The 14,275-nt window shown below is 45.4% G+C and carries 15 protein-coding genes; 1 reads left to right on the top strand and 14 read right to left on the bottom strand.

Annotated features, from left to right (window positions below; genetic code table 11):
• Positions 1 to 164: 164 nt before the first annotated feature.
• The 14 genes from Q0Y54_RS03010 to Q0Y54_RS02945 form a co-directional block, all read right to left on the bottom strand.
• On the bottom strand, positions 165 to 1,535 hold the full coding sequence (locus tag Q0Y54_RS03010; protein ID WP_297964149.1) for a restriction endonuclease subunit S: 1,371 nt from the start codon (positions 1,533 to 1,535) through the stop codon (positions 165 to 167).
• Between the two features lie 14 nt (positions 1,536 to 1,549).
• Positions 1,550 to 1,783 (bottom strand): type II toxin-antitoxin system MqsA family antitoxin, encoded by a 234-nt coding sequence (locus Q0Y54_RS03005; RefSeq protein ID WP_297964147.1) that lies wholly within the window; start codon positions 1,781 to 1,783, stop codon positions 1,550 to 1,552.
• A gap of 1 nt (position 1,784) precedes the next feature.
• Positions 1,785 to 3,200, bottom strand: a complete 1,416-nt coding sequence (locus tag Q0Y54_RS03000; RefSeq protein ID WP_297964145.1) for an N-6 DNA methylase — start codon at positions 3,198 to 3,200, stop codon at positions 1,785 to 1,787.
• The gene (gene hsdR, locus Q0Y54_RS02995) at positions 3,197 to 6,493 is read right to left on the bottom strand and encodes a type I restriction-modification system endonuclease (protein WP_297964143.1); all 3,297 of its coding nucleotides are present in this window, start codon (positions 6,491 to 6,493) and stop codon (positions 3,197 to 3,199) included. Before hsdR ends, Q0Y54_RS03000 begins: the two co-directional genes overlap by 4 nt.
• A 207-nt stretch (positions 6,494 to 6,700) precedes the next feature.
• The gene (locus tag Q0Y54_RS02990; protein WP_297964141.1) at positions 6,701 to 6,928 is read right to left on the bottom strand and encodes a hypothetical protein; all 228 of its coding nucleotides are present in this window, start codon (positions 6,926 to 6,928) and stop codon (positions 6,701 to 6,703) included.
• 3 nt (positions 6,929 to 6,931) lie between these two features.
• Positions 6,932 to 7,177 (bottom strand): DUF3990 domain-containing protein, encoded by a 246-nt coding sequence (locus tag Q0Y54_RS02985; RefSeq protein ID WP_297964139.1) that lies wholly within the window; start codon positions 7,175 to 7,177, stop codon positions 6,932 to 6,934.
• Positions 7,178 to 7,281: 104 nt separating this feature from the next.
• A complete protein-coding gene (locus tag Q0Y54_RS02980) occupies positions 7,282 to 7,572 on the bottom strand; it encodes a DUF3990 domain-containing protein (protein ID WP_297964137.1) in 291 nt (96 codons plus the stop codon).
• The gene (locus Q0Y54_RS02975; RefSeq protein ID WP_297964135.1) at positions 7,569 to 7,784 is read right to left on the bottom strand and encodes a DUF3791 domain-containing protein; all 216 of its coding nucleotides are present in this window, start codon (positions 7,782 to 7,784) and stop codon (positions 7,569 to 7,571) included. Before Q0Y54_RS02975 ends, Q0Y54_RS02980 begins: the two co-directional genes overlap by 4 nt.
• Positions 7,785 to 8,095: 311 nt before the next feature.
• Positions 8,096 to 8,926: an RNA methyltransferase gene (locus tag Q0Y54_RS02970; RefSeq protein ID WP_297964133.1), complete on the bottom strand. Its 831-nt coding sequence runs from the start codon at positions 8,924 to 8,926 to the stop codon at positions 8,096 to 8,098.
• Positions 8,927 to 9,025: 99 nt separating this feature from the next.
• Positions 9,026 to 9,379 carry a 50S ribosomal protein L20 gene (rplT, locus tag Q0Y54_RS02965; protein ID WP_297964131.1) on the bottom strand — a complete coding sequence of 118 codons (354 nt, stop codon included), beginning with the start codon at positions 9,377 to 9,379 and terminating at the stop codon, positions 9,026 to 9,028.
• Positions 9,380 to 9,418: 39 nt separating this feature from the next.
• The gene (rpmI, locus tag Q0Y54_RS02960; RefSeq protein WP_027396134.1) at positions 9,419 to 9,616 is read right to left on the bottom strand and encodes a 50S ribosomal protein L35; all 198 of its coding nucleotides are present in this window, start codon (positions 9,614 to 9,616) and stop codon (positions 9,419 to 9,421) included.
• Positions 9,616 to 10,164, bottom strand: a complete 549-nt coding sequence (gene infC / locus Q0Y54_RS02955) for a translation initiation factor IF-3 (protein ID WP_297964129.1) — start codon at positions 10,162 to 10,164, stop codon at positions 9,616 to 9,618. Before infC ends, rpmI begins: the two co-directional genes overlap by 1 nt.
• Before the next feature lie 188 nt (positions 10,165 to 10,352).
• Entirely contained in the window at positions 10,353 to 12,272 is a 1,920-nt protein-coding gene (gene thrS / locus Q0Y54_RS02950; protein WP_297964151.1) for a threonine--tRNA ligase, read from the bottom strand.
• A 724-nt stretch (positions 12,273 to 12,996) separates the two neighbouring features.
• Positions 12,997 to 13,293, bottom strand: a complete 297-nt coding sequence (locus Q0Y54_RS02945) for a LysM domain-containing protein (RefSeq protein WP_297964127.1) — start codon at positions 13,291 to 13,293, stop codon at positions 12,997 to 12,999.
• Positions 13,294 to 13,970: 677 nt separating this feature from the next.
• Between Q0Y54_RS02945 and Q0Y54_RS02940 the strand changes: the two genes are divergently transcribed.
• Positions 13,971 to 14,231: a hypothetical protein gene (locus Q0Y54_RS02940; RefSeq protein WP_297964125.1), complete on the top strand. Its 261-nt coding sequence runs from the start codon at positions 13,971 to 13,973 to the stop codon at positions 14,229 to 14,231.
• Positions 14,232 to 14,275 lie beyond the last annotated feature (44 nt).

Genomic DNA, 14,275 nt, shown 5'->3' with positions numbered 1-14,275 from the left:
CTCGAATTATTCTGAAATTATTTGAACTTATTTAATTTTCAGTCGCTTCACAATATCAGAACGACTATAAATGTTGTTGCAGCCATATAACCTCTCGAAAATTTTTGTGATTATATCATAGCTGCAATTAACACACAAATAAGAATACGATATTTACTGTGTAACTAACTGGAGGGCTGATTCAGTATTTCTTTTAACAGGTTTATGGAGCTTGGTTCGGTAGGGTCATTGGTACCCAGCTCCCCCCGGAAGGCCCGGGCCAAGATGGATTTTTTGATGGTGTCAATGGTGGCAAGGGATTTTTCACAGGTGGAAACAATGCTCCGCTCCTTGGCTAAAAGATTATCTAGGAGAGAGACTATTTCTTGTTGTTCGGGGACGGTTGGTAACTTTATAAGATACTGTTGCATGAATGATTTTGGCACACGTTGCTGACCTACCGCACCAGACATATTTGATTTTGCCTTACTCCTAAATTCCGAGCTACGTACCAAGTGATACACAAATTTATTAATTATTCTGGCAGATGAACGTATGACAAAAAATTCTGTTGTTCCATACCCTATATCATTTTTTAGCTTGCCAATAATTGCCGACTTTCCATTTTCCATACAAGGCGTTATTTTAGCAAAAACTACATCGTTCTCTTGAAAATTAGTGAAGCCATTTTTTACTTCACTCAATTTTCTAGTCTGATAGCCTGTTATTTCTCCCGTAATGTCAGAAACATCTGCCATAGGTATAAATGACACTTCTAAATCCTCATTAAATTTATTAGCATCGATTTTAGGTGGATTAATTTTACACACATCACCTAACTTGGCTTCTTTCCAGCTATCATCGCTTACTCCATGGGTCCTGCGCCAATTGGCGGTTAACTTCCCGGTAAAGGCTTGATGAAGGATGGCCGCCTTGCGCAGCTCCGCCCCATCCAATACCCCTTGGATTTTCTCCCTGGCCTCATCCAGCTTGGCAAATAGGGACTCTATACGGTCTACTATACGCTGCTGCTCGGGGAGAGGCGGGAGAGGTAATGGAAACATTTCAATATCTCCACCACGTATTGAAGGTGAATTATCACCTTTCATATATGTAGTTAAACCATAAACCGTATATGGACTAACCATAAACCAATACAGCCATTTATTAACCACATTTTCCCTTGGTGAACAAACATAAAAACCTGTAGAAGCAATACATTTACAAAGTTCTTCATCTATATAGGCGATATTCATCAAATATGGGCGCACCAACGAAAATAAAGTATCTCCATTATGCAGTTTTCTTGATGCTCTACTTGGAGCCTTCGACACAGGTAACGTTTTGGGGAATAAAACTTCTTGACGACTATTATCTATTGCATCAATATCAATATATGAAAAAATTTCACCACTTGGTTTTCTTGATTCCATATTATATAACACTGCGTTTTCCCTTACCCAACACCAATTATCCGGCACCTGATAGGGCTGTTCTTCCGCCGGTACCAAGGCATTCTGCAATTTTTCTTCTATTGTTAATTGTTTTTTTGACATAAATTCCCCTTAAATTATGCAGCCGATGAATAGTCCAAGATAAAAATTTTACTGGCAACATTTTCAAGCTGTTCAAGAATATCATCAATTCGCTCCATTACAGAAGCCGAATAAACTGTCTCACCGCATTGGTCACATTTATAATAAGGAACATTTTCAATGATTACATAACAATTTTTTAGTTTGGCAAAATAGCTTTCCTTAGCCGGCTTCATATCACCAGATTTACACACTAAACAATTCATCATTTTACTGCCCCTCCAGTCCCTTTAGCTCCTTTACCACGGCCCGCAGGAGGTCCACGGCTTCCTCCAGCTCATCGGCGGCTGCAGTGGCTGCTTCCCTTGGGTCTGGCAAGTCCTCATAGTCCACAATGCTGTCATCCTTTATCAGCCCCAAATCCAGGCTGTTGCCCTTGGCGGCGATTTCCTCCCGGGTAAATTTCTGCCAGCGTTCGTCCTCTACCTGGCTTCTGTCCTCAGCCTCATAGGCCTTGACGAAATCCGCAAAATGCTCCTGCTTCAGTGGATTGGTTTTGCCAAAGGAGGGCATATTAGTCCGCAGGTCATAATAATATACCTCTCTGGTATTGCCCTTATCACTGGTGCCTCTAGTGAAAAACAGCACGTTGGTCTTTACCCCCTGGGCATAGAATATACCGGTAGGCAGGCGCAAGATAGTATGGAGATTGCATTTATCCATCAAATCACAGCGAATTTTCTCCCCATCACCGTCTGCAAATAACACATTATCCGGCAGTACCACAGCCGCCCGGGCCTGGCCATCAGCCTTTAGGCTCCGATATATGTGCTGCAGGAAATTCAGCTGCTTGTTGCTGGTCATATAGGTAAGGTCGTCCCTGGTGGCCCGCTCGCCACCTTTTTTAGTCCCAAAGGGAGGATTGGTCAGCACCACATCATAATTCTTCAGAGCCTTGCCCGCTGCCGACAGGGTATCACCTAAAATGATTTTCCCCCGTATATCGTGGAGCATGGCATTCATCAGGGCCAACCGATGGGTATCGTGAACCAGCTCACAGCCGGTAAAGGCTTCCCCATATTCAAATTCGGCTGCATCCCCATCCAAATCCATAAAATCATTGGTGTGATCCTTTACATATTGGAACGCACTTATCATAAAGCCAAAGGTCCCACAGGCCGGGTCGTTGCACCGCTCCCCGGGCTGAGGCTTTATCAGTCTGGTCATGATATCTATAAGGGGTCTTGGAGTGAAATACTGGCCGGCACCGGATTTCTTTTCATTGGCGTTTTTTTCCAATAAGCCCTCATAGAGGCCTCCCAAGCCTTCTTCCTTGGCCGAATACCAATCCAGCTCGTCAATGGAGGTAATGATTTTCCGTAAATTCTTGGGCTCATCAATATTGGTAGCCGCCCCCTGATAGATTTCCCGTATACGGCCGCTGGAATTTTCTCCCAGATATTGCAATAAATCCTTATAATACTTCTTTAGCTCGATGCCATCCTTACTGGTAAGGTCATCCCAGCGATACCCGGCAGGAATATTCTCCTCTGCCTCGGTTTCCTTGGCCATTTTCAAAAAAAGTATATAGGTCAGCTCCGTAACATATTGATGATATGTTATACCATCATCCCGAAGTACATCACACAGCTTCCATAATTTTGCCACTATTTCCTGTGTATTCAAGCACTCTCTCCCCCATCATCATACATATAACCGTTAAGCTCCTTGATAAGGCTTTCCAGCTCATTATTCAGCAGCTTGTCTATTTTTCTGAACCCGCCTTGATTTTTAAACCGCTGATCCTGGTCAAAGGTGGCTTTGTTCAATACAGGCTCATTTTGCAGATAGGCCCCTATCATGTTAATCCATTTCTTTTGAATAGCCGTAAAATTATGGGCCTTCATAAGCCGTTTTATGGCGTTGTCTACCTTATCCCTGTGACTGATTAACGGCGAACCTAGGGCAAAGCGCCGTACCAAGCTGATCAGGTCGGCCACGATTTCCTCATTGTTCATGGAGGATATTGCGGTGTTCAGCTGCTTGATGGTAAAGCCCTCACGATTCATCATCAGCCGCAGCTCCTTTAGGCTTTCCCGGGTAAGGTCTGCTGGACGGGTACAGATAATATTAAGGGCGGCCACCTGATTCATATTGTTCTTCACAAATTGGGTAAATTCCTCAATATAATCCCCCGGATTACGGGCCCGGCCATAGCCCCGGCTATGCTCGCGCAGCTCATCCTCATGGCTGTCCACAATAACCGGGTTGACATAGGTAAGTCCCGTGTGCTTTTCCAGCTCCACAAACACATCACGGTCCTCCAGGAGCTTGTGCCGCACCGCCGATGGGCTCATGGACTTAAGCATTTTGGCGTACTCCTCCACCTTGTAGCCCCCCGTCATGCTAATAAATTGCTCCTCCTTGTCATTGGTGATACGGGCCGCCTTGCGGTGCAGCTTGGCCAATATCTGATTTACCTGATATTGTACCACCCTTGGTTCGCTGTCCTCTGTCTCCTTTAGGCTATCCACCAAGGCCGTCAGCGTAATGGACGGATTGCTGGTCACCGGCTTCATATTGCTTTCAATGGCCTCATATATTTTTACCGCATCATAGATATCAAAATGATCCTTTTGAATTTCCGGGCATAGTCTGGTGGCCCGGCCCAGCATTTGCTCAAAGAGAATACGGCTCTTGACCCGGCGCATGAATACAAGCCTGGTAATGGCCGGCACATCTATACCGGTGGTAAGCAAATCCACTGTTACCACGATATTGGGATATTGCTCAGTCTTGAATTTTTGGATGGCCTGCTGAATTTTTTTCTGATTTCCATTTTCGATGCTGCCCGTAATTTTCATGATGGCATCGTTATCTACGTCCATTTCCCCGTAGATATTCTTTAGGGTGTCCACTATCATATCGGCATGATGGTCGTTTACCGCATAAATAAGGGTCTTGCCCCCCATAGGGTCCGTAGGGTCAATATCCCGGCATACCTCGGTAAGTACCGTGCGGTTAAAGCTTTCCGAAATAATGCTGCGGTTAAAATCATCCACGTCAAAATCCAGCTCATCCGCCAGACTTTCCACATTGGTTATTTCACCGGTAACAGGGTCATAGATAGCCGCTGACTCCCCTTTATGGTATTTTATGCCCTCCTCACTCAGCTTGGTGACAATATTGTGGGGAGCATCATGATCCACCAGATAACCATCCACCACCGCCTCACGATAGCTGTAGGTATATACCGGTTCCCCAAATATCTGGGTGGTATGGATAGCCGGGGTAGCCGTCAGGGCAATCTTCACACCGTCAAAGTAATCCACCACTGCCCGATACTTACTCTGGAAGTCCCGCTGGTCACGGAAGGCAAATTCCTCCTCCGTCATCATTTTGTCCAGTGTATAGCCGCGATGGGCCTCATCAATAATAATAAGATCAAAATCCGAAACCGCCGGCTTCTGGTCCCCACCATTGTACAGAATACGCTGAACCATGCCCTGTACGGTGGCCACCTGAACCCTGGTTTCCTTGTCAATCAGCTTATCCTCCAGCCCCTTTATGTTATAAATAGCCTCCAGAGGCATGAGCTCCTCCAGTTTAACGTCCTTAAACACGTCATGAGCCTGTAACCCAAGGGAATTGCGGTCCACCAAAAATAAAATTCGGGTAAAGCGGTTGGTCTTAAGAAAGCGATATATCATGCCCAGCACCGTGCGTGTCTTGCCTGTCCCCGTTGCCATGGCCAGCAGGCAAGTAGTCGCGCCGGACAATACCGCTTTCTCTGCCGCCTCAATGGCTTCTATCTGATAATATCTCAGATTAAGTCCATCCGGGTCCCTTAATACATTCTTGGACATAGTACGCAGGGCATCATTGCCGGCCACCACATCCCGTTCCAGCATATCGGCAATACCTATTGGGCTAATCCAGCCCCGCAGCGGCCTCGGTACGTTGGCTTTATCCCGAAGGTCCAGAAACCAGATGCCTGACTTGGTTCTAAGCTGCTCCAAATAAGGCCGTCCATTGGTTGCAAAGGTAAAGGGAACCTTATATTCGCCCCAGGTATCTATAACATATTGTTCGTCCTCCGGGCGGATATGCTTGGGATAATCCTTTCCCTGATAATCTATAACGGTGGATACATCCTTGTGAATGGCCTTGGCTTCAATAATACCTACCAGCTGCAGCCCCTTAAACAGGGCATAATCCGCCAAGCCCTTGTTGCCTGCCCTTGAAGTGGTGGGCCACTCAGCAATAGCTATATTACGTCCCTTTTGGGGACGGGTGCCCTTGCTGTAACGCAGATTTATTGTATCAGCCTCCCAGCCTGCCTCCCGCAGCTGTTCATCAATAAGCACACGAGTCTCCGCTTCTGTTTTAGGTCGCTTGGCGGCTGCTCTATGCACCTGTTCCTGGCGCTGAGAACGGTCCATGGCAGCGGCAGTCTGAGCCCTGCTTTGTGCCTTGGCCAGCAGCTGTTTATCCTGCGCGTCTCCATCAGCTTCTGCTTTGCCTGCTTCCACAGCCTCAGCAGCCTGGGGCGGCTCAGCTTCCTCCACCGGCATAACAAAGGACACAGAATCAGCATTAAAATCCACCGATCCATATACTTCCTCAAACCACAATGAAAGACTATGGATTACCGGGAGATACTGCTTACAGGTATCCAGATTGTCAAGGGCCTCATGAATGGCCCTATTGCGCATTTTCCGTACAGAATGGAATAATGAGGTCATTTCCCTGTCCAATAGGTCCTCACGGTACAGGGTATCTATCCGATGTATGGCGTCATTGGTATAGGGCAGCTCCACATTATCATAATCAAACATAAGCTTAATAATGGTTTCTCCCATAAGACCAATCTTGATCAGACAGCTATTGGGATCAGTGTACAGATAACGTTCAGCCATGGAGCCCTGCTTATATAAAACCGGAAAATCATCCCTCAGAAAATCAAAATTAGATTTCACTACCTTCACCCTCTTAGGTTTGCCATGTATAAAAAATAAACTCCCCATATATAGGCCTTCTATACGGAAGGGGAATTACGCCTATTTATGAGGAATCTGCATATTTACATTATATCATAAAGTGGAGCGTTTGCGGAAGGCTGCATATAAAAGAATGGCGGCCGCTGACGAAACGTTTTTTCGACAATAATGCCCCATCCTAAAATACTACTGTTTATTCAAATGTAACTCCGTATCCAGCAATATCTGCACCAAAACTTTGTAATCCAAGTACTGTATTCCATCTACACCAGAATGAATTTTTTCGGCCAGTTCACTGGAATAGTACGTTTCCATCGCTTGTTCTAAGGATATCGACTGACATGATGCAAGATATGATATAATTCTTTCCTCTAATCTCTCTTGATATACCTGTTCCAAAACGTTATCATCCATCGCTTATACCTCAATGTAAGACGTAAACTTCAACGCTATGTCAATTGCCCTTTGAGTGATAAAGGCAATTTGATCATAGCTTGGATATACTCGTATTTCCTTTAGAGCTCTTTCTTTGTCCCATATTCCCGTGTGATACATATCAACCACTCTGAACACTTTATCATTTGCGACTTTTCCAGAAATAATATCATAATTCTTATAACGCCATTGTTCAAATTTTTCTTCTTTAGAAGAAAAATCTTCCAATTAGCGTTTCCCTAAAGGACTAGCTTCGCGTCGCAACGAGCTGGGAGATATGCTCGCCAGCTGTTGTAGTTTGTTTTCCCCCGCCTAAAGAAGTGGGGGACATCTTAAAGCTCGTTATACTCAAGTTCCCCATCACGACATTTGCAGACAAAATCTATCCATTCATACAAGTCATCAGAAAAAGTCTTGTATTTCAGTCCCGTTAGTTCCTCCTCCATATCATAGCAATTAACTATGCCAATGCCAGCATTTAGGCCAGCTTTACGACGAGCCCAGCGTGCAGCCTGTTCTTTTAACGCTGTTACATAAAAGCCCTGCCCGAAATCTAGCTGGCGATATGAATGTAAAACATCTGGCTTAGTGATAATCTCTGAAGAACCATGATACACTATCATATCATTACACCTCTTGTTGCCAAGTATTTCTTGATATCATCAACCAGATAATTACTTCCCTGAGTATGCAATATATCATAGTTAGGTACCAAATATTTATCTATACAGCCAGCTTCTTTCATTTTCCTATATACTTGCTTGGGAGATTTATTCCACTTATTGGCACAAGCATGAATCAAGTACACCACAAACTCCATAGCTTCATTATTCATAAAAATCATCTCCCCGTAACACTATAGCTATCTATATCTTACTCAAAACTACTTATATTTACAATAACTATTATTAGTCAAAAAATTTCCAACTCTTAAATCATACCGTGGTCTGCACGATTACAAGCCAAAAGTTAGGATTTTTGTTAGTGTCCAAGAATCCCCCGTATCTCAATAAATGCACTAAAAAAAGCAGCTCGTAGGCTGCTTTGCTATTATTCAAATTTTATGTCTTTAGGAATATTCCATGGGAGATATTTCCGCAATGTTTCTTCGTCCTCCAGATTCTTTTCCTTGGGCATTTCGTTATATCATAAAAGTGAGCGTTTGCGGAAGGCTTCATACAGAAGAATAGCGGCTGCCGCCGAAACATTTAAGGATTCTGCCTTACCGGTCATGGGAATAAATACCCTCTGGTCAGACTCAGTCAGCATTTTTTCCGACACCCCATTGCCCTCGTTGCCGAAAATTATGGCACAGGGACTCACATAATCCGCCAGATAATGCCTTATCGCCGTTTCATCCACAGCAGTGGCTATAAGGGTTACCTCGTTGTCATGGCATACATCCATTAATTCATCAGGATTTACACCGGTCATTACCGGAATATTAAAAATTGAGCCCATGGAGGAGCGTACAACCTTATCGGCAAAAATATCCGTGGTACCCTCCAGGCATACCACCCCGGAGCAGCCCATGGCATCGGCTGTACGGATAATATTGCCCGCATTGCCCGGGTCCTGGACGGCGTCCATTACAGCAATAAGGGGAGCCGAACCATCACCATTATTGGAGTTCAAGACCTCCTGCCAGGTAAAAATCCGATAGCCCAGCACCAGCAGCAGGCCCTGGGGAGTCACCGTATCCGTCGCCTTATCATATAGCTGATCGTTTACCTGATAAACAGGACAGCCCTTTTCCATAAGCTGCTCCACCACGGCCACAGCCCGTGGATTGTTCATGGCCGAATCAGAAATCAGGCCATACTCCATTGGCCAGCCTGACTGAGCGGCCATCTCCACCAGACGTACTCCTTCTGCCACAAATAGATTTTCTGACTTACGATATTTATTGGTATGCAGCTTGGCTGCCAATTTTATCTTGGAATTGGTAATACTTTCTATGCGTTCCAGTTCAAGCATCTGCTCAGCCCCTTTCTACTAGCCTCTTAATTATATCACAATTGTGTTTTTTCACCAAAATAAAAAGAGCTGCCCGAAAGCAACTCTTCATATTTGATATTACAGGTTTTCCTTGGCAACAGCTACCATCTGAGCGAATGCGTTGGCATCGTTGATGGCCAGATCAGCCAGCATCTTGCGGTTAACCTCAACACCGGCCTTGGTGAGACCAGCAATAAGACGGCTGTAGGAAATACCATTGGCACGTGCTGCAGCATTGATACGGGCAATCCAGAGACGACGGAAAACGCCCTTCTTCGCACGACGGTCACGACGAGCGTAATAGAGAGCCTTCATAACGGTCTCATTAGCCTTCTTAAACTGCTTGCTCTTGGAGCCCTTGTAGCCCTTTGCTAACTTTAAAATCTTATTATGACGTCTATGTGCAGTCACGCCGCTTTTAACTCTTGGCATGTTCTTATCCTCCTAAATGTATCTATTATCAGTAAATTATTAAGCGTATGGGAGACACTTAATCTCGCGCTTGTAATCGCCTGCTACCAGCAAAGCTGCCTTACGCATGTTACGCTTACGCTTTGGAGACTTCTTCTCCAGGATATGTCTCTTATAAGCCTTGTTTCTTCTAATTTCGCCAGTACCAGTTACAGTAAAGCGCTTTGCAGCCGCTCTACGGGTCTTCATCTTCTGCATTACTGTTTTCCTCCTTTAGTTTGAGCCTTAGGGGCCAAAATCATAATCATATTTCTACCTTCAAGCTTAGCATCCCGTTCTACGGTTACTGAATCCTTCAGCGCATCAGCAAACTTGGTGAGAATTTCCTTACCAAGCTCTGGGTGAGACATTTCACGGCCACGGAACATAATGGTTACCTTGACCTTGTCACCATCAGCCAAAAAACGCGTAGCATTCTTCAACTTGACGTCAAAATCGTGTTGTTCAATATTTGGACGAAGCTTTACCTCCTTGATAGAGATTACCTTCTGCTTCTTGCGTGCTTCCTTTTCACGCTTCTGCTTTTCATATCTATACTTTCCGTAATCCATGATACGGCATACAGGTGGCTTGGCCTTTGGGGCAATCTCAACCAAATCAAGATGCTGCTCCATGGCCATATTTAATGCATCCTTAACCTGCATTAAGCCCAGGGACTGGCCTTCGGCGTCAGTCACCCGGATTTCTCCGCCACGAACCCGGATTTCTTCGTTGATTCTCTCAGTTTCCTTACTGATAAAAAACACCTCCCATTTTTTTATTTAACATCACATAAAACAAAATGAGGGCAGCATACACCACCCTCAACAAATACCTTCTGTATCAGACCCGCTGACTTAATCAGCAAGGTGAGAAGCGGTGACCTCTGCTTTGTTTACTCTAAGTATATTACTACCTGAAGGCACCGCTGTCAACCAATATTTTAATTTTTTCATTAATATTCAGCAGATTTAGTGGCAATCTTCTCCTGAAGCATAGCGATAAATTCGTCCACCTTCATGGATCGGGTTTCCTTCTGGCCATGGCAGCGGACGTTTACCGTGCCCTCAGCCATCTCCTGGTCACCTACCACCAACAGATAAGGTATCTTTTTCACCTGGCCCTCACGCATCTTGTAGCCCACCTTTTCATTGCGGTCGTCTACCTCTACCCGATAGCCCATATCAAACATCTTCTTTTTCAACTCAAAGGCGTAATCCATATGCTTATCAGTAATAGGCAAAATCTTGGCCTGAACCGGAGCCAGCCAGGTTGGGAAAGCACCGGCATAGTTCTCAATGAGAATACCGATAAAGCGCTCAATGGAACCGTATACTACACGGTGAATCATAACCGGACGATGCTTTTGGCCATCCTCACCTACATAGGTCAAATCAAACTTCTCAGGCAGCTGCATATCCAGCTGGATAGTACCGCACTGCCAGGTACGGCCAATGGAATCCTTCAGATGGAAGTCAATCTTAGGGCCATAGAAGGCACCATCGCCCTCATTGACAATATATTCCAGGCCACGGTTTTCCAAGGCATTTCTCAGACCGTTGGTAGCCAGCTCCCACATTTCGTCGGAGCCCATGGAATCCTCTGGACGGGTGGACAGCTCAGCATGATAGGTGAGGCCAAAGGTGCTGTATACCTCATCAAAGAGGTCAATAACCTTCTGAATTTCTCCCTCAATCTGCTCAGGAGTCATGAAGATATGGGCATCATCCTGGGTAAAGTTACGTACCCGGAACAGGCCGTGAAGGGCACCGGACAGCTCATGGCGGTGAACCAGGCCCAGCTCGCCGGCCCGCAGCGGCAGGTCACGGTAGCTGTGCTGCTGGGTCTTGTAGACGATCATACCACCGGGGCAGTTCATTGGCTTTACAGCATAATCCTCACCGTCTATTTCGGTAAAGTACATATTTTCCTTATAATGAGCCCAGTGGCCGGACCGCTCCCACAGCTGGCGGTTCAAAATCATTGGGGTCTTGATTTCCTGATAGCCATAGCGGCGATGAACCTCCCGCCAATAATTTATCAGCTCGTTGCGGATAACCATACCATTTGGATGGAAGAATGGGAAGCCCGGGCCCTCTTCATGGAGGCTGAACAAATCCAATTCCTTGCCCAGCTTGCGATGGTCGCGCTTGGCGGCCTCCTCCAGCATTTTCAGATAGGCATCCAGCTCATCCTTTTTCTCAAAGGCAGTGCCGTATACCCGTTGGAGCATCTTGTTTTCCACGTTGCCACGCCAATAGGCACCGGCCACACTCTGCAGCTTGATAGCCTTTACCTTGCCGGTGGAAATAACGTGAGGACCGGCACACAAATCCGTGAACTCACCCTGGGTATACAGGGAAATGGTGGAATCCTCCGGCAGGTCATTGATGAGCTCCACCTTGTAGCCCTCACCGGCGGCCTTAAACATATCAATGGCCTCCTGGCGGCTTACCTCCTTGCGCTCCAGCTTCAGGTTTTCCTTGACGATCTTGTTCATCTCTTTTTCGATGTCCTTCAGATCCTCCTCGGTGAGGCGTCTTTCCATGTCAATATCGTAGTAGAAGCCATTGTCTATGGCCGGACCAATGGCCAGCTGAACATTTTCTGATTTATAGAGACGCTTGATGGCCTGGGCCAAAATATGGGAACCGGTATGACGCAGTGCCCAACGCCCCTCCTCATCCTCAAAGGTCAAAAACTTAATGCTGGCGTCCTTATCCAAAACAGTGGTAATATCCTTGGTTTCCCCATCCACACTCATGGCCAATACCTTCTTGGCCAGGCTGTTGCTGATGGACTTTACCAATTCACGACCGGATATACCTGCCTCTGCTTCGCGAACTGAACCATCCGGCATAGTTAATTTAATCATCATTATTCCTCCCAAAACTATAATATCAGACACAGGGAAAATAAAAATACCTCCATCCCACATAGGGACGAGGTATATACTTCGCGGTTCCACCCTGCTTGCCACATCCTGTAATACTGTACGGAGCCACCCCACCTGCGTGGGTTAAACACCTCCATGGAATAAACACCTGCGTGAAATTCAGCTGCGCGGGTTAATCCTGTTACGTATTGGGATATGACCAACTTTGGTGATGTTAACGGAATCAGTCCGGCGGCATTTAGTAGCAGTCATGCCACAGCTCCGAAGTGGTAGCCTGCGGATCCGATTATAGGACTTCACAGCAGCCGTCCCTCTCTGAATAATGAATCTCCGCGGTCATGTCTTCCTCATAGCCTTTATGATATCTAAATTACTGTCTAATTATATGCTTCACACTCTCCCCTGTCAAGTATAACTCGTCCTTTTCGCCAGTATCTTTGTCACTCGTCGCCTGCTGCATTCGATGTACCAATATGTACACCTTCATTGGCAGGCTTCCTCGTTTCGCGATACTGACGAAAATTACTTCGTTATTTCAACCGTCCTTTTCGCCAGTATTACTTCGCACTTCGCCTGTTGCATTCGATGTACCAATATGTACACCTTCATTGGCAGGCTTCCTCGTTTCGCGATACTGACGAAAATTACTCCGTTATTTCAACCGTCCTTTTCGCCAATATTACTTCGCACTTCGCCTGCTAGGCTACTCGCGACTGGCCACCTGGACCTTGGACGCCTCCTCATTTATTACAGGTACTTGCAGTCTGCGGCCCACCCGCATATCACGGTCGCTTTTTATATCATTAATCTCTTTTATCGCTACCGTAAGCTCCTCCAGCTGTGAGCTGTCAGATGTGTAGCGGCCGGCAATCCCTTCTACCGTATCACCCTGCTGCAGTACCACTGTATCAAATTCGGAGGCTCTGAGATAAGAATTGGTCAAATTAAATGGTGAAAGCAGGGCCAAGCCAATGAGAAGTGCAATAACGATGTTTTTCATAATCAATATCTGCTACTTAAAACATAGACAAAAGTGTCTATTTAAGATGTTTCGCTACAATCTCACGATTTGTAGTTCCTTGTTCATCGTATCCGTTCTCGCTGTCCCGAAAGACAAGCTACTGACGCTTGTGTGACACTCCGAAGGCGTAAATTCCCGACTAGCCATCGGTACATATCGACAGTATCTTGTTTATGATATTCTGCCGATTAAATCAAAGTAGCTTTCTCCTTTCATAATATTTGTTTTTTACGTATTGGCTCGCCAGCCTTTGCTTGGGTTTCGCATTTACCACTGTCCAACGGCTACCATCAGGGTGCTATCCCGTAGTTAGACGGACTTTTTCAACCGCCTCTGGCTTATTTCCAGCCGTTCCGACTGCTATGAAGTCAGCACGAACTAACTCAATGGATTTCTTGAGTCTTTAGCACATTGCTACACATTTGTTCATACTTGAGTATTCTTTCAGTTACTTATTAGTCCTCCTTTGCGACCATTTTTGAAATAACTGCCTATATGTTCCGGGAAAATAAGTTCCTAAAACTTTTGTTTGGTTGTATATTAGCATAGAATTTATGTTCTGTCAATAATATTCCAAACAAATTTTCGTTGATTTTATTTTTTCTTTTTGATACAGTATTTTTGACAAATTTTTCTATGCGTTAAAGGAGGTTCCTATGGTTCTTCACGGAGCCGTTATTATTGAGCAGGGCGTAAAATTTGCTCTCTTAGCCGTAAAACAATCTGTCACCCAATACACCGTCCGCTCCACCCGATTCAGGCAGGCCGTTGCCCCATTTTTCCCTAATATGCCTATCATACTCATGTCCCAGGATAAAAAGGGTCTCCCCCACTACTACGGGAGAAAGGATATCGTTGATTTTCTGAAGACTGTTCCCTTGGAACGGATACCATGGAAAGTGTATCATATTTATTGAAAAAATAAATGAAACTCTGGTATAAAAAATAACCACCCCACTTC

Origin of the sequence: uncultured Anaerovibrio sp., from assembly GCF_947302755.1 — a bacterium.
Taxonomy (GTDB): domain Bacteria; phylum Bacillota; class Negativicutes; order Selenomonadales; family Selenomonadaceae; genus Anaerovibrio.
The sequence above is the reverse complement of the archived record's forward strand: the minus strand, read 5'-3'. Positions and strand labels throughout refer to the sequence as shown.